Here is a 21512-nt window from a genome sequence, read left to right as displayed (position 1 = left end):
CCTTCCGGTTTGCGGCGGATAATAGTGTTTCGGCCTTGGTCCGTCCATTGGACCAGGGCGGTCAAAATGCCACGCTCGGCGCAGTCAAAATGTCACGCCCCGCCAACCACAACGACGCCGGCGCCCTTTTGCATCCCCGGCGCCTGTCGAATTCAATCAGCAACATGTTCCGGTCAGGCAACCGCCCGATGCCTCCGCACGATTTTATTGGTTTCGTGACGGTTGCCGTGTCAATGAACGCAGCATTTCGTTCTGGAGGGTCCGCATGAGCGTTCTTGTCACCGGGGGAGCCGGCTATATCGGCAGCCACATGGTCTGGGAGCTGCTGGATCACGGCGAGGATGTCGTCGTGCTCGACCGGCTGTCGTCCGGCTTCGACTGGGCGGTGCCGCCCGAGGCCAGGCTCTATGTCGGCGACGTCGGCGACAGCGCGCTGGTGACGAAGATCATCCGCGATCACAAGGTGAACGCGATCATCCATTTTGCCGGCTCGCTGATCGTGCCGGAATCCGTGTCCGACCCGCTGCTCTACTACGAGAACAACACCTGCAAGACGCGCAGCCTGGTCGCCGACGCCATCGCCGAGGGGGTGCCGCACTTCATCTTCTCCTCGACCGCGGCCGTCTACGGCACCGCCGGCGTCGAACCGGTGCGCGAGGACGCCCGCACCGTGCCGGAATCGCCCTACGGCACGTCGAAGCTGATGACGGAACTGATCCTGCGCGATGCGGCCGCCGCGCATGCCGGCTTCGACTACACCGTGCTGCGCTACTTCAACGTCGCCGGCGCCGACCCGAGGGGCCGGACCGGCCAGTCGACGCCGGGCGCCACCCTGCTCATCAAGGTCGCGGCCGAAACCGCGCTGGGCAAGCGCCCGTTCATGCAGATCTACGGCAACGACTATCCGACGCCGGACGGCACCTGCATCCGCGACTACATCCATGTCAGCGACCTCGTCGCCGCACACCGGCTGGCGCTCGACAGGATGCGCGCCGGCGGCGGCAGCCTCGTCGCCAATTGCGGCTACGGGCACGGCTACTCCGTGCTCGAGGTGATGGAGAGCGTGAAGCGGGTCTACGGCGGCGAAATCGATGTGCGCATCGCCGACCGCCGGCCGGGCGATGCGGTCGCCGTGGTGGCGAACTCGGACCTCGCGCGCAAGGAACTGGGCTGGGTGCCGCAACTCGACGATCTCGACCGTATCGTCGCCGACGCGCTTGCCTGGGAGAGGATTCTGGCGGGTAAGAACTGGCCGAGCCGCACCGGTTCGTGACGTCTCGCCGGTTGCATTTCGCCCGGCGCTCCCGGACAATCGGCGCTGTCTGCAGCATGGAAAGTCTGCCATGGACCGGAAATTCAACCAGCCGCTCGGCGGCAACGAGATGCCGCGTTTCGGCGCGCCGGCAACCTTCATGCGGCTGCCGGCGCAGCCGACGGCTGCCGGCCTCGACGCCTGCTTCGTCGGCGTGCCGATGGACATCGGCACCTCGAACCGGCCCGGAACCCGCTTCGGGCCGCGCCAGATCAGGGCGGAATCGAGCTTCATCCGGCCCTACAACATGGCGTCGCGCGCGGCCCCCTTCGACAGCCTGCAGGTCGCGGACATCGGCGATGTCGCCATCGATACCTTCAACCTGCCGAAATGCATGGACATCATCACTGACGCCTATGATGCGATCCTTGCCGAGGACTGCATTCCGCTGACGCTCGGCGGCGACCACACGATCGCCTATCCGATCCTGCGCGCGATGGCGAAGAAGCATGGGCCGGTCGGGCTGATCCATGTCGACGCCCACGCCGACATCAACGAACACATGTTCGGCGAACCGATCGCGCACGGTACGCCGTTCCGCCGCGCGGTGGAGGCGGGCGTGCTCGACACCAAGCGCTGCATCCAGATCGGGCTGCGCGGCTCCGGTTACGCCGCCGACGATTTCGACTGGCCCCGCCAACAGGGTTTCCGCGTCGTGCAGGCGGAAGAGTGCTGGTGGAAGTCTATGACGCCGCTGATGGAGGAGGTGCGCGCCCAGATGGGCGACGGTCCGGTCTATCTCAGCTACGACATCGACAGCCTCGACCCCGGTTTCGCGCCAGGCACCGGAACGCCCGAAATCGGCGGCCTCACGACCGTCCAGGCGCTGGAGATCATCCGCGGCTGCTGGGGCATCAATCTCGTCGGCGCAGACCTTGTCGAAGTGTCGCCGCCCTACGATACGTCGGGCAACACGGCGCTTACGGCCGCCTATCTCCTGTTCGAGATGCTCTGCGTGCTGCCGGGCGTCGAGCGGCGGATCTAGGCCAGAGAAAAGCATGCGGGGAGACGCGGGATGAGGATCGTGGTGCTTGGCGCCGGCGTGGTCGGCACGGCGGCCGCCTACTGGCTGGCCCGTGACGGGCATGAGGTGACCGTGCTGGAGCGCCATGCGGAAGCGGCGCAGGGCACCAGCTATTCGAATGCAGGCCTCGTCTCGCCGGGCGATGCGACTGCCTGGGCTTCGCCGGATGCCCTGCGCACCTTCTTCAAGGGGCTCTACCGGCGCGACCTCGGCATCCGCGTCCGGCTTCAGGCCGATCCCTACTTCTATCGCTGGACCTTGCGGTTCCTGCGCGAGTGCACCACCGCCAGGATGCGCGCCAGCACGCTGGTGAAACTGAAGCTCGCGCTCCATTCGCGCGACTGCATCAACCGCATCGAGGACGAGATCGGCATCGACTACGACCAGCGCAAGCGCGGCATCGTCTATTTCTTCCGTACTCAGAAAAGCCTGGATACCGGCGCCGACAACTACCGGTTCCTCGGGCAGAACGGCTTCCCGATCGAGATCGTCGACCGCAAGCGGCTGGCCGAGGTCGAGCCGGGGCTGGCGGATGCGGCGGACAAGATCGCCGGCGGCGTCTATTCGCCGATCGACCAGACCGGCGACTCGCGGCTTTTCGCGACCCGGCTTGCGGCCCATGTGACGGAAAAGCTCGGCGTGGCGTTCCGCTTCGGCACCATTGTCGAGGGGCTGGACATCGAGGGCGACCGCGTGGCGGCGGTTCGGACGTCGGCCGGTCCGGTCGCCGCCGACGCCGTCGTCCTGTCGCTCGGACCCGAAAGCGGCGTGTTCGCGCGCCGGCACGGCATCGACCTGCCGGTCTATCCGGTCAAGGGCTACACGGTGACCATGCCGCTGACCGATCCGTCGAAGGGTCCGACCATGGGCGGCGCGGACGAGGACAGCCTGATCGGCTATTCCAGGCTGGGCAACCGGCTGCGCATGTCGTCCACCGCCGAGTTCACCGGCTTCGACCGCAGCCACAAGCCGCGCGACTTCGCCACCATTTTCCGCACCGCGCGCGACCTCTTCCCCGGCGCCACCGACGAGACACGGGCTGAAATGTGGGCAGGTCTCAGACCGATGACGCCGAGTTCGGTTCCCGTGATCGGCCAGGCACGCTACCGCAACCTTTACCTGAACACAGGTCATGGTCATCTGGGCTGGACCACGGCGGCAGGATCGGGCCAGTTCCTTGCCGACCTCGTCGCCGGTCGCTCCCCCGAAATCGACCCGGCCGGGCTGCGTTACGCGGGGTAGCCATGTCCGGGCCGGAAGTCACCATCGACCTCGGGCGCATCGAACGCAATGCGCGCACGGTGGTGTCGCGCTGCGCCGGCGCCGGGATCACGGTGTTCGGCGTCACCAAGGGCATGTGCGGCATGCCGCAGGTGGCGCGCGCCATGCTGCGCGGCGGGGTGGCGGGGCTCGGCGAATCGCGGTTCGAGAACATCCGCCGCCTGCGCGAGAGCGGAATAACCGCGCCGGTCATGCTCCTGCGCAGCCCGCCGATTGCCCGCGCTGAGGAGGTGGTGCGCACGGTTGACATCAGCCTGCAGTCCGAGCTCGCCGTCATTCGCGAGGTGTCGCGCATCGCCGAACGGCTGGGCCGCGTGCACGACATCATGCTGATGGTCGATCTCGGCGATCTGCGCGAGGGCATCTGGCCGAGCGAGCTGCTGCCGACGGTAGAGCAGATCCTTGAAATGAAGGGGGTGCGGATTGCCGGCATCGGCACCAATCTCGGCTGCTTCGGCGCCATCATGCCGACCGAGGAAAATCTCGGCCAGCTGGTTGCGCATGCCTACAAGATCGAACGGCTGGCCGGCATCAGCCTCGACTACATTTCCGGCGGCGCGTCGTCGTCGCTGCAGCTCCTGCTCGACGGCACGCTGCCGGCCGGCATCAACAATCTGCGCGTCGGCGAGGCGATCCTGCAGGGTGGCATCGAGACATTTCGCGAAAAGCCCTGGGATGGGCTCGAGTTCGATGCCTGCCGGCTGACTGCCGACGTGATCGAGGTGAAGAAGAAGCCGTCCCGGCCGATCGGGAAGTCGGGCTATGACGCCTTCGGCAACCAGCCCTATTTTCCCGACGAGGGCGACCGGCTGCGCGCCATCGCCAACATCGGTCGCGAGGACGTCATGGTCGAGGGGCTCACGCCGATCGACCGGGGCGTGCGCGTGCTCGGCGCCTCGAGCGACCATCTCCTGCTCGACGTGACCGACGCCGAGGCGCCAGTCGCCGTCGGTGACCGGGTGGCGTTCCGTATGGGCTATGGCGCGATGCTGCTCGCGATGACGTCGGAATATGTCGAGAAGGTGCCGATGCACGACGTGGAGATCGCGCCGCGCCGGCGCATGGTCCAGATCGTCGCCGATCCCGGCGCGGCCGTCGTCCTTGCCAGGCAGCGCGTCGGCGCGCGGCTGGAAGCGATCGACTACGACGTCGTCACGCCCGGCGACGACGCGCGCCTGCCTGCCGGACTGCTGCGCCTGTCCGCGGGCGAAGACCGGGGCGTGGCGCTCCCGGCCCTTGCCGCGATCGTCAGGGAAACGCATTCGCTTGGCCTGATCCGCTTCGATTCGAAGGCTTGCCTGGGCACGGAACGCGCCGCCGACGGCTCCGTCGCACCGGATTCCGTGCTGTCGCAAGCGCTTGGGCTGATGGATGGGGAAGGCGCCCTGCAGCCGCAATTGTCGCCCGAAAATGTGGTGCTTGTCGGCCTGCGCGAGGCAAGTCCGGCGGAGGCGGCCGTTCTGAAGGCGTCCCGCGTGACGGTCATGACGATGGCCGACATCGATGCGCTCGGCATGGGCGAAGTGATGCGCCAGGCGCTCAGGATCGCCGCGAACGGCACCACCGGCTTCCACGTCAGCTATTCGCCTGAAGTCACCGAGATACCGGGCTGGATCGAGGGTTCCGGCGGCATGACCGTCCGCGAGACCCATCTGGCGATGGAAGCCGTCGCGCTCGCCGGCGGCATGCTCTCCATGGACGTGTCGGGACTGACGGCGACCCTCGACGAGCGCGTCGCCGCCGAGACGGTCAGCTTCGTCATGTCCAGCTTCGGCAAGCGCATTCTTTAGGTGCGGGCTTTCGGCCCGTCGCTATTCCTTCAGGACCGTCGCTTTCGTGCCGGCCACGATCTGGTCGATGACCAGCAGCTTCACCGGCGTGCTTCCGATATTGGAACCCTGGTGCCACTGGTCGGTCATCTCGACGATGAAGTCTCCGGTGTTGAACACGTCGCTCTGTCCGGTATCGACATTGGTGACCTTCAGCGATCCGGCGAGCACGTAGCCGTAGCGGGCGTAGGGGTGCTTGTGGACCGGAAGCGTCACCCCAGGCGCGATCTCGAAGATCGACGCCGTCACCTCGACGTTGTTGTCGGGAAGCCTGATCGGCTGCCCGGTCGATGTCACCGTGGTTGATCGGATCGGCGTCACCACGACTGGCTGGCCGCCGCTGTCCAGGGCGTATGCGGGCGCAAACAAGGCGCCGGCTGCCAGGGCCGCAATGACAATCATCGTCCGCATGGTTCCCTCCGCGTTTGTTCGGGCAGCCTAGCAGATGCTGCGTCGATGCAAACGCCCCGGTGGCGTCGTTGCGCAACCTGGATTGTCGTGGAGGAGAAGGGGGGGAGTGGTTCGGAACGAACCACCCCCGCGAGGGCCGGCGCCTAGCTGGGGGCTTGGGAGTGGGCGGCGCCGGCCATGCGGAGGGTGGTCCGCCGCGAGATCGATAGGACCACAGCTGCCGGCGCGGCGATATTACGTCATCGCACCATATGGTTAAGCGGGAGTGGAACCCTCTTCGTCAACTTTAGCGACAGTGAATGTACCCATCGCCTGCAATTGCAACCGACGGTGGTCGAACGGGCATGCCGCGCCCTCGCAGAACGTCATCCCGGCTGATTCTCGACCAGCGAATCGGAAGGCCTCACGCGGACCGGAAACAGCCTGCGCAGCACGACGTAGAACACCGGCGTCAGGAAAAGACCGACCACGGTGACGCCGAGCATGCCCGAGAAGACGGCGGTGCCGAGCGAACGCCGCATCTCGGCGCCGGGGCCGGTCGCGATGACCAGGGGGACGACGCCGAGGATGAAGGCGAAAGCCGTCATCAGGATCGGCCGAAGCCTCAGCCGGCATGCCTCGACGACGGCCTCCACCACGGTTTCCCCGCGCTCCTGCGCCTGCCTGGCGAACTCCACGATCAGGATCGCGTTCTTCGCCGCAAGTCCGATCAGCACGACAAGGCCGATCTGCACGAGCACATTGTTGTCCAGCCCGCGGAAAGCGACGCCGATCAGCGCGGCCAGCACCCCGAGTGGCACGATGAGAACGATTGCGAAGGGCATCGTCCAGCTCTCGTACTGGGCGGCCAGCGCGAGGAAGACGAACAGCACCGATAGCCCGAAGATGAAGACCGCGGTGTTGCCGGTCTGCTTCTCCTGGAGCGCCAGTTCCGTCCATTCGAACGACGTCCCTGCGGGCAGCGTCTGCGCCGCGATCTCTTCCATCTTGGCGAGCGCCTCGCCGCTCGATGTGCCCGGCGCGGCGTTGCCCTGGACCGGCACCGACACGTACATGTTGTAGCGCTGTACAAGGTTCGGGCCGGAGACGTCGCGGATCTCGACCAGCGTGCCGAGCGGCACCAGCGCGCCGTTGGCGGAGCGGACCTTGAGGTTCAGGATGTCCTCGCGGTCGACGCGGAACTGTTGGTCGGCCTGCGCCTGGACCTGGTAGACCCGCCCGAAGGCGTTGAAGTCGTTCACGTAGGCCGTCCCGAGGTTGATCGACAGCGTCTCGAAGATCTCGGGAATCTCGACGTTCAGGATGCGCGCCTTGTCGCGGTCTATGGCCAGGAAGAACTGCGGGCTTGAGGCCGAGAAGGTTGTGAACGCGCCGGTCAGGCCCGGCGTCTGGTTGGCCTTGCCGGCGATCTCGTAGGCAAGCTGCAGGATCGGCCGCATGTCGGCCGAGTTGCGCTCCTGCAGCTGCATCTTGAAGCCGCCGGAATTGCCGACGCCAGGCACCGGCGGCGGCGGTACGGCGATGATGAAGGCTTCCTGTATCGCCTGCAGAGATCCGAAAAGCGTGCCGATGATCTGGTTGGCCGAGTGGCCGGCGGCCAGCCGCTCGTCGAAGCCGTCGAAGGCGGCGAAGATCACGCCGGCATTGCTGGCGTTGGTGAAGGTCGCGCCGGAGAAGCCGGCGAAGGCGACCGCATCCCTGACGCCGGGCGTCTTGCGGATGATGTCGGACGCCTCGCGAACCACCTTGTCGGTGCGCGACAATGATGCGCCGTCCGGCAGCTGCACGACTACGATCGCGTAGCCCTGGTCGAGCGTCGGTATGAAGCCGGTCGGAACCGTCTGCAGCATGTGGACGGTGGCGTAGATCAGCGCCGCGAAGACCGCCAGCATGACGAGGAGCGCGGTCCATGTGCCGACGAGCATCCGCACGATCTGCGCATACCAGCCGGCGATCCGGTCGAACCCGTCGTTGAAGCCGTCGGCGAGCGCGCGCCCGGCCCGCACCGGCCAGAAGCGCGAGGGCGTCGCATGTGCCTCGTGCGGCTTGAACAGCAGGGCCGCCAGTGCCGGTGACAGGGTCAGGGAGTTGAGCGCCGAGATTGCCGTCGCTACCGCGATGGTGATCGCGAACTGCAGGTAGAACTGCCCGGTAATGCCGGGGATGAAGGCGGTCGGCACGAACACCGAGATCAGCACCAGCGAGATCGCGATGACCGCGGTGCCGACCTCGTTCATGGTGCGGTGAGAGGCGTCGCGCGGGTTGAAGCCCAGACGGATGTTGCGCTCGACATTCTCGACCACGACGATCGCGTCGTCGACGACGATGCCGATCGCCAGCACGAGACCGAACAGCGTCAGCATGTTCAGCGAGAAGCCGAATGCGAACAGGATCGCCAGCGTTCCGATCAGCGATACCGGGATGGCGACGATGGGGATGATCGCCATGCGCCAGGATTGCAGGAAGACGATGATGACGATGACGACCAGCGCAATCGCCTCGAGGATCGTCTTGTAGACCTCGTTGATGGACTCCGCGATGAACTCGGTCGGGTTGTAGACGATTTCGTAGGTGAGTCCCGGCGGGAAGTCCTTCGAGAGATCGGCGATGGTCGACTTGATTTCCTCCGCGGCGGCAAGCGCATTGGTGCCCGGCCTCTGGAAGATGCCGAGCGCGACCGCGTTCTTGCCGTTCAGGTAGGAATTGGTGATGTAGTCCTTGGCGCCGAGTTCGATGCGCGCGACGTCGCGCAGCGTGATGAGCCGCCCGTCCTCGGTCGCCTTGACGATGATATAGCGGAAATCGCGCGCGTCGTCGAAGCGGCCCTGGGTCGTCACCGTGTACTGGAACGCCGATCCGGTATCGTTGGGCGGTGCGCCGATGGAGCCGCCCGACACCTGAACGTTCTGTTCGCGCAGCGCCTGCACGATGTCGCCCGACGTCATGCCGAGCGCCGACAGCTTTTCCGGGTCCAGCCAGATGCGCAGCGAATATTCGCGTTCGCCGAAGATGATCAGGTTGCCGACGCCTTCGAGGCGCAGCAGGATGTCGCGCACCCGCGATCGCGCATAGTTGGAAACGTAGAGCTGGTCGTAGGAATCGTCGGGCGACAGCATGTGCACGACCATCATCAGGTCGGGCGAGCTCTTGTTCGTCGTCACGCCCTGCCGGCGCACTTCCTCGGGCAGTCTGGGCTCGGCGGTCGCCACCCGGTTCTGCACCAGCACCTGCGCCTGGTCGAGGTCGGTGCCGAGTTCGAAGGTGATGGTCAACTGCATCGAGCCGTCACCCGACGAGTAGGACGACATGTAGAGCATGTCCTCGACGCCGTTGATCTCCTGCTCGAGCGGCGTCGCCACGGTTGCCGCGACGGTCTCGGCGTCTGCGCCGGGATAGGCGGCCTGCACGACGATCGTCGGCGGTGCGATTTCCGGATACTGGGCCACCGGCAGCTGCGTGTAGGCGATGCCGCCGACGATCAGCAGCACGATCGACAGGACGGATGCGAAAATCGGCCTGTCGACGAAGAAGTGGGAGAAGTTCATTGCGCCTCTCCGGTCGCCGCGGCCTCGTCCGGCAGCGTGACGATCTCGGCCTTGACCTTGACGCCCGGCCTGACCCGCATCAGCCCGTTGATGATCACCGTCTCGTCGCCGGTCAGCCCTTCTCGGATGACGCGGTAGCCATGGTTGCGCGGGCCCGGTCGCACGGTCTTGGCGCTGACGGTGCCCTCCGCGTCGACCACGTAGACGATGCGGCGGCTCTGGTCGGCGCCGATCGCCTCGTCGGGCAGCATCACGCCGCGATAGGGCAGCGAGCCCGGAACGTTGATCCGGCCGAACATGCCGGGCTGCAGCACGCCATCGGAATTGGCGAAGCGCGCGCGCACGCGCACCGTGCCGGTCGCCGCGTCGATGCGGTTCTCGGCGAAGTCCAGCTTGCCCGCGAAGGAGGCGTTGTTGCGGTCGGCGATCCTCACCGCGACGTCCAGCCCGCCTGCGCCCTCCTGCAGCGCGCCGCCCCGCTTGCGGGCGTCCTCGGCATAGGCGAGGTAGAGGCGCTCGTCGACGTCGAAGTAGAAGTCGATCGGGTCGGTCGACACGATCGTCGTCAGCAGCGTCGAGTCCGGCTGGACGAGATTGCCGATCGACACCAGGCGGCGGTCGATGCGGCCCGCCAGCGGCGCACGGATCTCGGTGAATTCGAGGTTCAGGTTCGCGGTCCTGAGGTCGGCGGTCGCGCCCTGGTATCCCGCCTCGGCGGCCAGGTATTCTCGCCGTCGGTCGTCGAGCGTGGCGGTGGAAAGGTTGCCGCTGCTTGCCAGTTCTTCCGCGCGCTTCAGCTGCAACTGCGAGAAGTCGAGCAGGCTGGTCGCCACGTCGACCCGCGACTTCGCTGCCTCGAAGGCGGCCTGGAACGGGCGCTGGTCGATGGTGAACAGGAGGTCGCCCTGCTTGACCAGCGCGCCGTCCGTGAAGTGGACCGCCTGGAGATAGCCGCCGACGCGGGACCGCACCGCCACCTGGTCGACCGCTTCGAAGCGGCCGACGAACTCGTCGTCCTCGACGATGTCCCGGACCACCGGCTTGGCGGCCGTCACGGTCGGCGGCTCCTGCTGGGCCAGGGCTGGCCCGGGGCCCACCACGCCCACCACCAGGATGGCCTGCAGGAGGGTTCGGGCGAGAACCGGCTGAAACTCGAACGGTCTGGACGCCATGTCGGAAAATTCCTGTCGCTGGAGCTGCCGGGTGCCGCAGACTCGCGACGGCAGCCTATCACGCTGGCACAAGCGGCTGTGCGGTGCAACATGGCGTTCGAGCGTTGGTGACGGCTGCCGACAGAGGCCGAAAACAGGCGGAATTCCGCCTCTAAACGCTTCGTAAGCCATTTCCCTTAAGGAATCTGAGACTTTACTAATGTTGCATATTTGCAACCTCTCCGCGCCGCGATGGGAGTAATATCCATCCGTCTACCGTGGGGCGGGGGCAACTTCCGAGCACTGAGGACCTTCCTCGTCCCCCACTGAGGGTGAAGGAGTAAGGTCATGCGCATACGGAAAATCTTGCTTTGTGCGGCTGTTGCCCTTGGCAGCACGTCCGCATACGCGGCGGATGCCGTTGTTTACCAGGAACCCGTCCCCGTACTGCCGGAATGGAACTGGTCGGGCGCCTATATCGGCCTGCACGGCGGCTACGGCTGGAGCAACGGCGACTCGGAGTACAACAACGATATCTTCAACGAGGTTTGCGGCGGCGGTTTTGGCTGCGCGGTGGATCTGGATCCTGACGGTGCCTTCGGCGGTGTGCAGGTCGGCTACAACTACCAGTTCAGCAACAACATCGTGCTCGGCATCGAGGGCGACTGGTCGTTCGCCAGCATGAACGACGGCAACGAGGGATACTGGGCGGGCGGTTCGCAGTACACGCATGTCGATCTCGAGATCGACCAGATGGCGACCATCCAGGCTCGGCTCGGCTATGCGATGGATCGCTGGCTTCCCTTCATGACCCTCGGCTGGGGCTGGGCTCATGCGGAGCGCACCGCCTACAACGACACCTTCCTGAATCCGCCGGTCAGCGACAAGCGCTGGCACGACGGATGGACGATCGGCGCCGGCGCCGAGTTCGCCATCGACAACAACTGGTCGGTCAAGGGCGAATACCGCTACTTCGACGCGGGCGACGAGGACTATTCGCTTGGCTTCGCCGACGGCACGAATGTCGACCTCAAGATTCACACGCTCCGGTTTGGCGTGAACTACCGGTTCTGACGGCTGGCGGTTTCGAGATTTGAAAGGCCCGCTTTGGCGGGCCTTTTCTTTTCGGACGGCGCGACGCCGCGCATGATCCTCGTCAGCGTTGCCCCGTCAAAGCGAGCGTCGGGACTATCCCGGGCACCCCTTCAGGATCGACAGGTAGCGGTGCCATGCCTCGGTGCCGCCCGGCGAGCCCAGATGCGCATGTACGGTCGTGATGCCATCGCCGGTCGCCATGAATTCCAGGCTGTCGGTGCCTCCGCCGCTTCGCGTGCCCGAAACGGTGACGACGGGCTTCGAGGGGTCTTCGGTGCTTCGGTAGCCTGAACCGGCACCCCGATAGAAACAGCCTGCAACCGCCCGATAGTCGCCGGCAAGCGCCGTTTTCTGATCGGGCTCCTCGGCCGCCGTCTGGCAGCCGCCAATGACAATCGCTGCGAATACGATCCAGCGTCTCATTCGCATCACCTCTAGATCGCCCCGTTTGTATCGTTGCAGGAAATGCCTCGGCCCGCAATCCGGAACCCGACGGGTCGTCAAAATCGAAATGAGGTCCGAAACGCCTCCGGGGCGGGTGGGATCCGGGGGCGCCCGTGGGTCAACCGCGGTTGATGCACACGACCTTCGGCTGGGTCATCTCTTCGTAGGCGAAACGCACGCCCTCCCGGCCCAAGCTGCCGTATTTCGAACCGCCGAAGGGCATGGCGTCGACCCGGTAGTCCGATGAATCGTTGATCATCACGCCGCCGGCGTCGATCCGCCCAGCCGCCTCCAGCGCGACGGCGAGATCGTTGGTGAAGATGCCGGCGTGCAGGCTGTATTCGATGTCGTTGGCCATCTCGATCGCCTCGTCCAGAGCGTCGAAGCAGGCGAGGGCGACCAACGGCGCGAACGCCTCGTCGCGCCAGAGCGAACAGGTCGGCGGAACGTCTTCCAGCACCGTCGGCGCATAGAGCGAGCCGTCGCGCCGGTTGCCTGTGAGCAGCCTGGCGCCGGCTTCGACGGCCTGGTTGACGGTGGCCTCGGCCCGCTCTGCGGCCTGGATCGAGATCATCGGCCCGACATCCGTGTCGTCGCGCGAGGGGTCGCCGGCCTTGAGCCGGCGTGTCGCTTCGACAAAGGCGTCCCGGAAGTCGGCGTAGACGGCCGAATGGACGAGGATGCGCTGAGCGCCGATGCAGTTCTGGCCGGCCGCCCAGAAGGCGCCCGACACGCAGCTGTCGACGGCCTTGCCGAGGTCGCAGTCCGGCATGACGATGACCGGCGCGTTGCCGCCCAGTTCCATCGCCAGCTTTTTCAGCCCGGCCGCGCGCGCGATCGCCTCGCCGGCAGCGAAGCCGCCGGTGAAAGAAACCATCCTCACGTCCCGTGCCGAAACCAGGGCCGCCCCGAGTTCGACGCCGCCGACGGCGACCGTCACGATCTCGTCGGGCAGGCCGGCTTCGACGAGCGCGGCGGCGAGGCCCGATGCCGACAGCGGCGTCAGGTCCGAAGGCTTGAGCAGGACCGCGTTGCCGCCCGCGATCGCCGGTCCGAGCTTGTGCGCGACCAGGTTGAGCGGGTCGTTGTAGGGCGTTATCGCGACGATGATCCCAAGCGGCTCACGCGTGAACCATCCCTGGCGCATGTCGCCGCCGGCGAACGCGTCGAACGGGACGACCTCACCGGCGTTGCGCTTGGCCTCCTCGGCGGCGAGCCTGAGGGTGTTGGCGCACCGCATGACCTCCTTGCGCGCCTGCGCGATGGTCTTTCCGGCCTCCATCACGATAGTCTTGGCGAAGTCATCCTGGCGATCCAGCACGATCTGCGCGGTGCGCTCCAGGATGCCCGATCGCTGGTGGCGGGGCAGCGCGCGCGACTGGCGCGCGCCGCGGTGGGCACGCGCCAGCAGCGCGTCGATCTCGTCGGGGCCGCGTGCGTCCACCGATCCGACGAGGGACCCGTCGAAAGGGCTGAACACGGGGATCATGCCAGGTCTCTCGGCGATGCGGAAAGGGACGGCGGACATCGGGAGCGGCTTCCTTTTCAAGAGGGTTGCGGGCGCGGCGAATCGCGGCGTCCCGACGGCATCGAGCGCAGTTTTTGAGAAGGCGGGCGGCGCCCGCCTGTGCCTTGCGTTGGCGGCGCCGTGCCCTGGCGCCGGAACGTCGGGGCAGGCGCCGCTAGGCGGCGCGGCTCTCGCCGGCCAGTTCGTCCATGACGCTGCGGACGGCGCTTTCGGCGATCGAGAGGATTTCGTCGACCTCGCCCCTGGTGACCACGAGGGGCGGAGAGAAGCCGAGGATGTCGCCGTGCGGCATGGCGCGCGCGATCAGCCCCCGGTCGCGCGCCGCCTTCGAGATGCGCGCGCCGACCTTCTGTGAGGCGTCGAAACGCTTCTTCCGGTCGCGGTCGGCGACGAACTCGATCGCCCCCATCAGGCCGACGCCGCGCACCTCGCCGACGATCGGCAACTGCGCGAACCTCTCCTTCAGCTGCGCCTGGAAATACGCGCCGACCTCGCGGGCGTTGCCGGGCAGGTCCTCCTTCTCGACGATGTCGAGAACGGCGTTTGCCGCGGCCGCTCCGATCGGGTGGCCGGAATAGGTGTAGCCGTGCGAGAAGGCGCCCACCCGGTCCGCGCCGTCTTCCAGCACCCGGTAGACCTTTTCGCCGACGATCGAGGCCGACAGCGGGAAGTATGCCGAGGTCAGGCCCTTCGCGACGGTGATCAGGTCGGGCTCGATGCCGTAGTGCAGCGAGCCGAACATCGAGCCGGTGCGCCCGAACCCGGTGATGACCTCGTCGGCGATCAGCAGCACGTCATGCTTCTTGAGCACCGCCTGCGCGGCCGCCCAGTAGCCCTCGGGCGGCGGGGTGATGCCGCCGGTTCCCAGTACCGGTTCGGCAATGAAGGCGCCTACATTGTCCGGCCCGATCTTTTCGATCAGCCGGTCGAGCTCGGCCGCGCGTCGCGCCGAGAACTCGGTTTCGGTCTCGCCGGCCTCGGCCCCCCAGTAGTGGTGCGGCGCGCCGGTGTGGACAACCTGGGGCAGCGGCAGGTCCATGTGGTCGTGATAGAAGCTCATGCCGGTCATCGAGCCGGAAATCACGCTGCAGCCATGGTAGCCGCGCTCGCGCGAGATGATCGTCTTCTTGGTCGGCTTGCCGCGCAAATTGTTGTAGTACCAGACCAGCTTCGCGTTGGTCTCGTTGGCGTCCGAGCCGGACATGCCATAGAAGACCTTGCTCATCTTGCCGGGCGCCATCCTCACCAGCCGGTCCGACAGGATCGCCAGCTGGTCGGTCGTGTGGGCCGCGTAGGAGTGGTAGTAGGCGAGGCGATAGGCCTGCCGCGCGATCGCCTCCGCCACCTCGGTGCGGCCGTATCCGATGTTGACGCAGTAGAGGCCCGCGAATCCGTCGATCAGCTGGTTCCCGCGGGCGTCCTGGATGCGGATTCCCTTGCCTGTCTCCACGATCGTGGGATCGCCCATCGCGCCCGTCGCGAAGTCCTTCAGGTGCGTGAAGGGGTGCAGGACCGAATTCCTGTCCTTGCTGGCGATGTCGCTGATGTCGATGCTCATTCGTTCCTACCCTTCAGTCTCTGGAGCCGCTATCGATCGGGCTTCCGGTCATCGGCGCCAAGAATAGCGCAAGCGGTCGCCGGTTGACGGCGAAAATCGGGACCAGTACGCAGATATCCTGCAAACTCTCAACCATTGAAGCAGGAAACAGGCATGAAGAAGATCGATGCGGCGGATGCCGCGCTGCTCGACGCGCTCCAGGCGAACAATCGCCTGACCTCGGAGGAACTGGCGGAGATGGTGCATCTTTCGCCCACCGCCTGCCAGCGGCGCTTGAAGCGCCTGCGAGCCGACGGGATCATCGAGGCCGACGTCTCGATCGTGTCGCCCAAGGCGCTTGGGCGATACGTCACCATGATCGTGCTGGTCTCGCTGGAGCGCGAGCGCGCCGACATCGTCGACCGTTTCAAGAACGCGATCCGCAACACCCGCGAAGTGATGATCGGCTACTACGTGACGGGGGATGCCGACTTCATGCTCGTCGTGACCGCCAGGGACATGGAGGACTACGAGCAGTTCACGCGCCGCTTCTTCTACGAGAACCACGACATCAAGGGCTTCAAGACGATGGTGGTCATGGATCGGGTGAAGGCGGGCTTCGCGTTCCCGATCGAGATCGAACGCGAACCCTGACACACCCGCCGGGCGCTGATTGACAATATCCCCCCGGGGGGGATATCTGGCAGTCATGACAGCCCACCGCCACGCCTCGCATCCCGCCATCGCAAGACGTCTCAAGCGCGCCGAGGGCCACCTGCGCAGCGTCATAGAAATGATCGAGACCGGCCGGCCGTGCCTGGATATCGCCCAGCAGCTTCATGCGGTCGAGAAGGCGGTTTCCAACGCCAAGCGCACGCTCATTCACGATCACCTGGATCATTGCCTGGACAGGACGGTCGGCGCCGTCGCTGCCGACACGCAGCGGTCCGTCGATGAATTCAAGGAAATCGCGAAATACCTCTGATGCTGGCTGTCCTTTCGAACCGCATTTATCGCCGCCTGTTTCAGGCGCAGCTTGTCGCCCTGGTCGGGACCGGTCTGCTGACCGTCGCGCTCGGGCTCCTCGCCTTCGAACTGGCGGGCGACGATGCGGGCGCCGTGCTCGGCACGGCGCTCGGCATCAAGATGATCGCCAATGTCGTCGTGGCGCCGATCGCCTCCGCCTTCACAGAGCGCGTCCCGCGCAGGGCGATGCTCGTGGCGCTGGATGTGGTGCGCGCCTGCATCGCGCTCTTCCTGCCTTTCGTCACCGAGGTCTGGCAGGTCTATGTGCTGATTTTCGCGCTGCAGTCGGCGTCTGCCGGCTTCACGCCGACCTTCCAGGCGACCATCCCGGACATCCTCCCGGACGAGCGCGAGTATACCCGGGCTCTGTCGCTTTCGCGGCTCGCCTACGACCTCGAAAGCGTCGTCAGCCCGATGCTGGCGGCTGTCCTTCTGACGCTGATTTCGTTCCACAGCCTGTTTGCCGGAACGGTGTTCGGCTTCCTCGCCTCGGCCGCGCTCGTCATGTCGGTCACATTGCCGAGCCCGAAGCCGGCCGAGCCGCGCGGTATCCTCGACCGGACGACGAGGGGCATCCGCATCTACCTCGCCACGCCGCGTCTCAGGGGCCTGCTGGCGATCAACCTGGCAGTCGCCAGCGGCGGCGCTCTCGTCTTCGTGAACACGGTCGTCTACGTTCAGTCCGTGTTCGGCCTCGACCAGCGCTCGACCGCGCTTGCGCTGGCGGCCTTCGGCGCGGGCTCGATGCTGGCGGCGCTGGCGCTGCCCCGCCTGCTGGACGCGCTTCCCGATCGCAAGGTGATGCTGGGCGGAGTGGGCCTGCTGGCTGTCGCGACGCTGTCGTCGTCGGTTCTCGCCTCCTACGCCTGGCTCCTGCCGCTATGGTTCGTCCTCGGCGTCGGCTATTCGACGGCGCTGACGCCGTCCGGACGCCTGCTGCGCCGTTCGGCGAACCCGGAGGATCGCCCGTCGCTCTTCGCAGCTCAGTTCGCGCTTTCCCACGCCTGCTGGCTGGTCGCCTATCCGCTGGCGGGCTGGGCCGGCGCCACGTTCGGGCTTGCGGTCGCCTCCGTCGTTCTGTCCGTCCTCGCGGCCGCCGCCATCGCCATCGCGTTGGCAGTCTGGCCCGAAGGCGATCCAGACGCGCTCGAGCATAGCCACGACGACCTGCCCGCCGATCATCCTCACCTGGCCGAGGGCGCCCGCCGCCACGCGCATGCGTTTGTCATCGACGATCTGCATCCCGCATGGCCCGCACGGGCATAGGCCGAGAGGCGGAGGCGGGCAACTGACCTGTCGCCGGGCCGGCTAGAAGTTGTAGCTCAGTCCGAGCATGGGGCCGGTCATCGTCACGTCCCAGGTGAAGTCGTCCTTGTCGTAGCTGGTGTGCGCCGCGCGCCAGCCCGCATAGGCCTCGACCCCGTTCGACCACGAATACCCGACGAGGCCGGACAGGTCGTAGAGATAGTCGGAGCCGCCCAGCGCGCCGCCGAGCGCCTGGCCCTTTACGTACCAGTGGTCGGCAAAGTCGTATCGGCCGCGAATACCGAGGACGGGGTCGAACCAGTCGTCGCCGCCGCTTGCCGCCGCCGGGACCGGCCCCACCGTGAGGTCGAGATCGATGTTGACCTTGGTATAGCGAACGCCCGCGACAATGTCGGCGTAGGCCTTGGCGCTCTCGAAAGCCCGGTAGTTGCCGGTCAGCGTCGCCATGGTCAGCGAAAAGCCGAGGTCGGCGCTGCCGGTGAGGATGCGGTTGCCGAAATCCCGCGTGCCGCTCACGCTGAAGTGCACGATGTCGTAGCCCAGGCCATAGCGTCCGCTGCGCCATTCGCCCGATCCCATGTAGTAGCCGTCCAGCGCCCGCAGGAACGGTCCGAGGTTGTCCAGGATATCCAGGGTGGTGACGTCGATATGCGCGTCGTTGCCGAACACCGACACGTCGCCCTTGAAGCCCGGTATCCAGCCGTAGATGGGGTCGATCGAAAACGTCCAGCCGGAGGCAAACCGCGCCTCCGTCGGAGCCGGCTGGGATGCCGGCAGGTCGGCCGCGACGGCCGCGCCGGGCGCGACGAGCAAGCCTATGAAATACAGCGTCCTTGCAAGACGGGACATGGCCTTGGACACCCTGTGATCGCCGGAGCTTAGCAGCAATCGCCGGCTCGCGACATGCCGGATATCGGCGTTGGGGCGCGACCGAATAGGAGAGCTTCACGATACCCTTGACCTTCCAGTTGCTGGAAGTGCGATCAATGGGTTGAAAACGGAAGGAGGCGGCAGATGTCCTCTCACGAGCACCATGCCCACGGCGTTTCGCCGGCGCACCCTGCAGGCGCGACGGTCCGCGATCCGGTTTGCGGCATGAGCGTCGATCCGGCCGCCGGCAAGCCGACCGCCGTGCACGGCGGCGATCGTTTTCATTTCTGCTCCGAGGGTTGTCGCTCGAAATTCGTCGCCGATCCCGGGCGCTATGCGAGCGGAATGCCTCGGCCGGCGGCGATGCCAGCGGGCACGAAATATACCTGCCCGATGCATCCCCAGATCGTGCGCGACGAGCCGGGAGCCTGCCCGATCTGCGGCATGGCGCTCGAGCCGATGGGCGTTCCCACCGGCGACGAAGGCCCGAACCCGGAACTGGTCGATTTCACCCGAAGGTTTGTGGTTTCGGCGGCGCTGTCCGTGCCGCTGCTCGTCATCGCCATGGGGCCGATGCTCGGCCTGCCGGTGCGCGACTGGATCGGCGAACCGCTTGCCACCTGGGTGGAACTGGCGCTCGCAACGCCGGTGGTGCTCTGGGCGGCGAAGCCGTTCTTCGAGCGCGGGTACCAGTCGATCGTCAATCGTAGCCCGAACATGTGGACGCTCATCTCCATCGGCGTCGGCACGGCCTATCTCTACAGTCTGGTCGCGACGCTGTTCCCCGACCTCTTCCCCCACCAGTTCAGGGGCCATGGCGGGTCGGTTCCCGTCTATTTCGAGGCGGCGGCTGTCATCGTGGCGCTCGTCTTCCTCGGCCAGGTGCTAGAACTGCGCGCCCGCGAGCGCACCGGTTCCGCAATCCGCGCGCTCCTCGACCTGGCGCCCAAGACCGCGCGCCGGATCGCCGACGACGGAACCGAAGAGGACGTTCCGCTCGACGAGGTCAGCCAGGGCGACCGGCTGCGCGTGCGGCCGGGCGACAGCGTGCCGGTCGACGGCCTGGTGGTCGAGGGGCGCTCTTCGGTCGATGAATCGATGATTACCGGCGAACCGGTGCCGGTCGAGAAGTCCGACGGCGACAAGGTGACCGGCGGCACGCTGAACCGGAACGGCACCCTGGTCATCCGCGCCGAGCGTGTCGGCGCCGAGACGATGCTGTCGCAGATCGTCGAGATGGTGGCGAAGGCGCAGCGCTCGCGTGCGCCCATCCAGGGTCTTGCCGACCGCGTTTCCTACTATTTCGTGCCGGCCGTGGTGCTTGTCGCCATCGTCGCCTTCGTTGTCTGGGGCCTGTTCGGGCCCGAGCCCAGCATGATCTTCGCGATCGTCTCGGCGGTCTCCGTGCTCATCATCGCCTGTCCCTGCGCGCTCGGCCTCGCGACGCCGATGTCGATCATGACCGCGACCGGCCGCGGCGCGCAGGCTGGCGTGCTGATCAAGGATGCCGAGGCGCTGGAACGTTTCGCGGCGGTCGACACGCTGATCGTCGACAAGACGGGCACGCTGACTGAAGGCCGTCCGCGCCTGACCGACGTCGTGCCGGCCGATGGTTTTGATGACAACCGGCTGCTGTCGCTCGCGGCGTCGCTGGAGCGCGGCTCGGAGCATCCGCTGGCCGAGGCGATCGTCGAGGGCGCACGGGAACGCGACGCCGCCATGCAGGAGGCGAGCGGTTTCGAGGCGGTCACGGGCAAGGGCGTGTCCGGAACGGTCGGCGGGGCGACGGTCGCGCTCGGCAATGCCGCCATGATGGCCGATCTCGGCGTCGCCATCGACGCGCTTGCCCCCAACGCCGATGCGATGCGGTCGGAGGGCAAGACTGCCATGTTCGTCGCCGTCGACGGCCGGCCGGCCGGCTTCGTCGCGGTCGCCGATCCGGTGAAGGCGACCACCGCCGAGGCGATCCGCGCCCTTCACGGCAAGGGGCTTCGCGTCATCATGGCGACCGGCGACAACGAGCGCACCGCGCGCGCCGTCGCGGCCAGCCTCGGCATCGACGAGGTGCGCGCCGACATGCTGCCGGACGGCAAGCAGCGCCTCATCGAGGAACTGCGCGCCGCCGGCGCGAAGGTCGCCATGGCCGGCGACGGCGTCAACGACGCCCCGGCGCTTGCCGCCGCGGATGTCGGCATCGCCATGGGAACCGGCGCGGACGTCGCCGTCGAGAGCGCCGGCATCACGCTTGTGAAGGGCGACCTGAACGGCATCGTGCGGGCGCGCGCGCTTTCGCAGGCGGCGATCCGCAACATCAAGCAGAACCTCTTCTTCGCCTTCGTCTACAATGCGCTTGGCGTGCCGGTCGCGGCCGGCGTGCTTTACCCCGTGTTCGGAACGCTGCTCTCGCCGATGATCGCGGCGGCGGCCATGAGCCTGTCGTCGGTGTCCGTCATCGCCAACGCGCTGAGGCTGCGCACCGTGCGTCTTGATTGAGACGCCGGGAACCCGACACAGGATCGACAGACACTGGCCTATGGCAATCCAATGGATAGGAGACCGGTCATGACGAAATGCAGGAAACTGGTTCGCGCGCTTGCCCTCGCGTCGTTCGCGCTGGCCCCCCAGGCTGCCTGGGCGCAGTCGCTGGAGGTGCTGAAGTCGGCAAGCTGCGGCTGCTGCACGGCCTGGGGCAGCCACATGCGCGAGGCCGGTTTCACGGTCTCCGAGATCGACCTGTCGGCCGCCGCGCTCGACGCGGCGAAGGCCGAGGCCGGGCTGAAGCCCGGCCAGACGTCCTGCCACACCGCGAGGATCGACGGCTATGTGGTCGAGGGGCATGTTCCCGCCCGTGAAGTGCGCCGGCTGCTCGCCGAGCGACCCGACGCAATCGGGCTCACGGTTCCCGACATGCCCTACGGCTCGCCGGGCATGGGCGAGGCCGGCGCCGACGCGGATCCCTACGACGTGCTGCTCGTCAGGCGGGACGGCACGACCGAGGTCTTTGCCAGCTACCGGTAGGATGCCGCGATCGGCATGATTGCCAGTCCGAACGCGACGGCGAGTTTGGGCAACATGGTTCCGGCCATTGTCATGCGAAGTCTCCTGGATTCGATCTGTCCGCGGCACACTGCCGTGTGAAGTTCGGTCCGGCCCCGTCGTTCGGGGCCGGACCGCGTTTCATCGCCGAGGCGTG

General features: G+C 66.7%; 18 protein-coding genes. 10 read left to right on the top strand and 8 right to left on the bottom strand.

The window, feature by feature from the left end; translation table 11 throughout:
• Positions 1–265: 265 nt before the first annotated feature.
• The 4 genes from galE to ABUE31_RS21785 all read left to right on the top strand — a co-directional run bounded on the left by galE (position 266) and on the right by ABUE31_RS21785 (position 5407).
• Positions 266–1273, top strand: a complete 1008-nt coding sequence (galE, locus tag ABUE31_RS21800; RefSeq protein ID WP_367725872.1) for a UDP-glucose 4-epimerase GalE — start codon at positions 266–268, stop codon at positions 1271–1273.
• 70 nt (positions 1274–1343) lie between these two features.
• Positions 1344–2297 carry an agmatinase gene (speB, locus tag ABUE31_RS21795; protein WP_367725871.1) on the top strand — a complete coding sequence of 318 codons (954 nt, stop codon included), beginning with the start codon at positions 1344–1346 and terminating at the stop codon, positions 2295–2297.
• Positions 2298–2327: 30 nt separating this feature from the next.
• The gene (locus ABUE31_RS21790) at positions 2328–3578 is read left to right on the top strand and encodes a D-amino acid dehydrogenase (RefSeq protein ID WP_367725870.1); all 1251 of its coding nucleotides are present in this window, start codon (positions 2328–2330) and stop codon (positions 3576–3578) included.
• Positions 3579–3580: 2 nt separating this feature from the next.
• A complete protein-coding gene (locus ABUE31_RS21785; RefSeq protein ID WP_367725869.1) occupies positions 3581–5407 on the top strand; it encodes an alanine racemase in 1827 nt (608 codons plus the stop codon).
• Between the two features lie 21 nt (positions 5408–5428).
• Here the strand turns inward: ABUE31_RS21785 and ABUE31_RS21780 are convergent, their stop codons facing one another.
• The 3 genes from ABUE31_RS21780 to ABUE31_RS21770 form a co-directional block, all read right to left on the bottom strand.
• Positions 5429–5857 (bottom strand): cupin domain-containing protein, encoded by a 429-nt coding sequence (locus ABUE31_RS21780; protein ID WP_367725868.1) that lies wholly within the window; start codon positions 5855–5857, stop codon positions 5429–5431.
• A gap of 365 nt (positions 5858–6222) precedes the next feature.
• Positions 6223–9402: an efflux RND transporter permease subunit gene (locus tag ABUE31_RS21775; protein ID WP_367725867.1), complete on the bottom strand. Its 3180-nt coding sequence runs from the start codon at positions 9400–9402 to the stop codon at positions 6223–6225.
• A complete protein-coding gene (locus ABUE31_RS21770; protein ID WP_367725866.1) occupies positions 9399–10574 on the bottom strand; it encodes an efflux RND transporter periplasmic adaptor subunit in 1176 nt (391 codons plus the stop codon). The genes ABUE31_RS21775 and ABUE31_RS21770 overlap by 4 nt, the downstream gene beginning before the upstream one ends.
• A gap of 345 nt (positions 10575–10919) precedes the next feature.
• Between ABUE31_RS21770 and ABUE31_RS21765 the strand changes: the two genes are divergently transcribed.
• Positions 10920–11627 (top strand): outer membrane protein, encoded by a 708-nt coding sequence (locus ABUE31_RS21765; protein ID WP_367725865.1) that lies wholly within the window; start codon positions 10920–10922, stop codon positions 11625–11627.
• Between the two features lie 114 nt (positions 11628–11741).
• On the opposite strand, the gene ABUE31_RS21760 is transcribed toward ABUE31_RS21765, so the two are convergent.
• From ABUE31_RS21760 to ABUE31_RS21750, 3 genes are all read right to left on the bottom strand, one after another.
• Positions 11742–12071, bottom strand: coding sequence for a hypothetical protein (locus ABUE31_RS21760; RefSeq protein ID WP_367725864.1), 330 nt, complete (start codon positions 12069–12071; stop codon positions 11742–11744).
• A gap of 139 nt (positions 12072–12210) precedes the next feature.
• Positions 12211–13620: an aldehyde dehydrogenase family protein gene (locus ABUE31_RS21755; protein ID WP_367725863.1), complete on the bottom strand. Its 1410-nt coding sequence runs from the start codon at positions 13618–13620 to the stop codon at positions 12211–12213.
• Between the two features lie 154 nt (positions 13621–13774).
• The gene (locus ABUE31_RS21750; protein WP_367725862.1) at positions 13775–15178 is read right to left on the bottom strand and encodes an aspartate aminotransferase family protein; all 1404 of its coding nucleotides are present in this window, start codon (positions 15176–15178) and stop codon (positions 13775–13777) included.
• Positions 15179–15331: 153 nt separating this feature from the next.
• Between ABUE31_RS21750 and ABUE31_RS21745 the strand changes: the two genes are divergently transcribed.
• The 3 genes from ABUE31_RS21745 to ABUE31_RS21735 are packed head-to-tail and all read left to right on the top strand — an operon-like array spanning position 15332 to position 17449.
• Positions 15332–15811 carry an Lrp/AsnC family transcriptional regulator gene (locus ABUE31_RS21745; protein ID WP_367725861.1) on the top strand — a complete coding sequence of 160 codons (480 nt, stop codon included), beginning with the start codon at positions 15332–15334 and terminating at the stop codon, positions 15809–15811.
• Between the two features lie 55 nt (positions 15812–15866).
• On the top strand, positions 15867–16142 hold the full coding sequence (locus tag ABUE31_RS21740) for a metal-sensing transcriptional repressor (protein ID WP_367725860.1): 276 nt from the start codon (positions 15867–15869) through the stop codon (positions 16140–16142).
• Entirely contained in the window at positions 16142–17449 is a 1308-nt protein-coding gene (locus tag ABUE31_RS21735; RefSeq protein WP_367725859.1) for an MFS transporter, read from the top strand. Before ABUE31_RS21740 ends, ABUE31_RS21735 begins: the two co-directional genes overlap by 1 nt.
• A 42-nt stretch (positions 17450–17491) precedes the next feature.
• Here ABUE31_RS21735 and ABUE31_RS21730 read toward each other — a convergent pair whose 3' ends face one another.
• Complete coding sequence (locus ABUE31_RS21730) at positions 17492–18298, bottom strand: hypothetical protein (RefSeq protein WP_367725858.1); 807 nt, start codon at positions 18296–18298, stop codon at positions 17492–17494.
• Between the two features lie 165 nt (positions 18299–18463).
• Between ABUE31_RS21730 and ABUE31_RS21725 the strand changes: the two genes are divergently transcribed.
• Both ABUE31_RS21725 and ABUE31_RS21720 read left to right on the top strand, forming a co-directional pair.
• Positions 18464–20812, top strand: coding sequence for a heavy metal translocating P-type ATPase (locus ABUE31_RS21725; protein WP_367725857.1), 2349 nt, complete (start codon positions 18464–18466; stop codon positions 20810–20812).
• Between the two features lie 69 nt (positions 20813–20881).
• Positions 20882–21337: a DUF411 domain-containing protein gene (locus tag ABUE31_RS21720; RefSeq protein WP_367725856.1), complete on the top strand. Its 456-nt coding sequence runs from the start codon at positions 20882–20884 to the stop codon at positions 21335–21337.
• On the opposite strand, the gene ABUE31_RS21715 is transcribed toward ABUE31_RS21720, so the two are convergent.
• Positions 21328–21512 (bottom strand): hypothetical protein (locus ABUE31_RS21715; protein ID WP_367725855.1); only part of this gene is annotated, 185 nt, incomplete at its 5' end. The genes ABUE31_RS21720 and ABUE31_RS21715 overlap by 10 nt on opposite strands.

This window comes from Mesorhizobium marinum (assembly GCF_040813675.1).
GTDB classification, from domain to species: Bacteria; Pseudomonadota; Alphaproteobacteria; order Rhizobiales; family Rhizobiaceae; genus Mesorhizobium_K; species Mesorhizobium_K marinum.
The sequence above is the reverse complement of the archived record's forward strand: the minus strand, read 5'-3'. Positions and strand labels throughout refer to the sequence as shown.

Bases quoted from the DNA above. Each gene is read 5' to 3' on its own strand.
- galE (WP_367725872.1), top strand. From the start codon at position 266: ATGAGCGTTCTTGTCACCGGGGGAGCCGGCTATATCGGCAGCCACATG.
- speB (WP_367725871.1), top strand. From the start codon at position 1,344: ATGGACCGGAAATTCAACCAGCCGCTCGGCGGCAACGAGATGCCGCGT.
- ABUE31_RS21790 (WP_367725870.1), top strand. From the start codon at position 2,328: ATGAGGATCGTGGTGCTTGGCGCCGGCGTGGTCGGCACGGCGGCCGCC.
- ABUE31_RS21785 (WP_367725869.1), top strand. From the start codon at position 3,581: ATGTCCGGGCCGGAAGTCACCATCGACCTCGGGCGCATCGAACGCAAT.
- ABUE31_RS21780 (WP_367725868.1), bottom strand. From the start codon at position 5,857: ATGCGGACGATGATTGTCATTGCGGCCCTGGCAGCCGGCGCCTTGTTT.
- ABUE31_RS21775 (WP_367725867.1), bottom strand. From the start codon at position 9,402: ATGAACTTCTCCCACTTCTTCGTCGACAGGCCGATTTTCGCATCCGTC.
- ABUE31_RS21770 (WP_367725866.1), bottom strand. From the start codon at position 10,574: ATGGCGTCCAGACCGTTCGAGTTTCAGCCGGTTCTCGCCCGAACCCTC.
- ABUE31_RS21760 (WP_367725864.1), bottom strand. From the start codon at position 12,071: ATGAGACGCTGGATCGTATTCGCAGCGATTGTCATTGGCGGCTGCCAG.
- ABUE31_RS21755 (WP_367725863.1), bottom strand. From the start codon at position 13,620: ATGTCCGCCGTCCCTTTCCGCATCGCCGAGAGACCTGGCATGATCCCC.
- ABUE31_RS21750 (WP_367725862.1), bottom strand. From the start codon at position 15,178: ATGAGCATCGACATCAGCGACATCGCCAGCAAGGACAGGAATTCGGTC.
- ABUE31_RS21745 (WP_367725861.1), top strand. From the start codon at position 15,332: ATGAAGAAGATCGATGCGGCGGATGCCGCGCTGCTCGACGCGCTCCAG.
- ABUE31_RS21740 (WP_367725860.1), top strand. From the start codon at position 15,867: ATGACAGCCCACCGCCACGCCTCGCATCCCGCCATCGCAAGACGTCTC.
- ABUE31_RS21735 (WP_367725859.1), top strand. From the start codon at position 16,142: ATGCTGGCTGTCCTTTCGAACCGCATTTATCGCCGCCTGTTTCAGGCG.
- ABUE31_RS21730 (WP_367725858.1), bottom strand. From the start codon at position 18,298: ATGTCCCGTCTTGCAAGGACGCTGTATTTCATAGGCTTGCTCGTCGCG.
- ABUE31_RS21725 (WP_367725857.1), top strand. From the start codon at position 18,464: ATGTCCTCTCACGAGCACCATGCCCACGGCGTTTCGCCGGCGCACCCT.
- ABUE31_RS21720 (WP_367725856.1), top strand. From the start codon at position 20,882: ATGACGAAATGCAGGAAACTGGTTCGCGCGCTTGCCCTCGCGTCGTTC.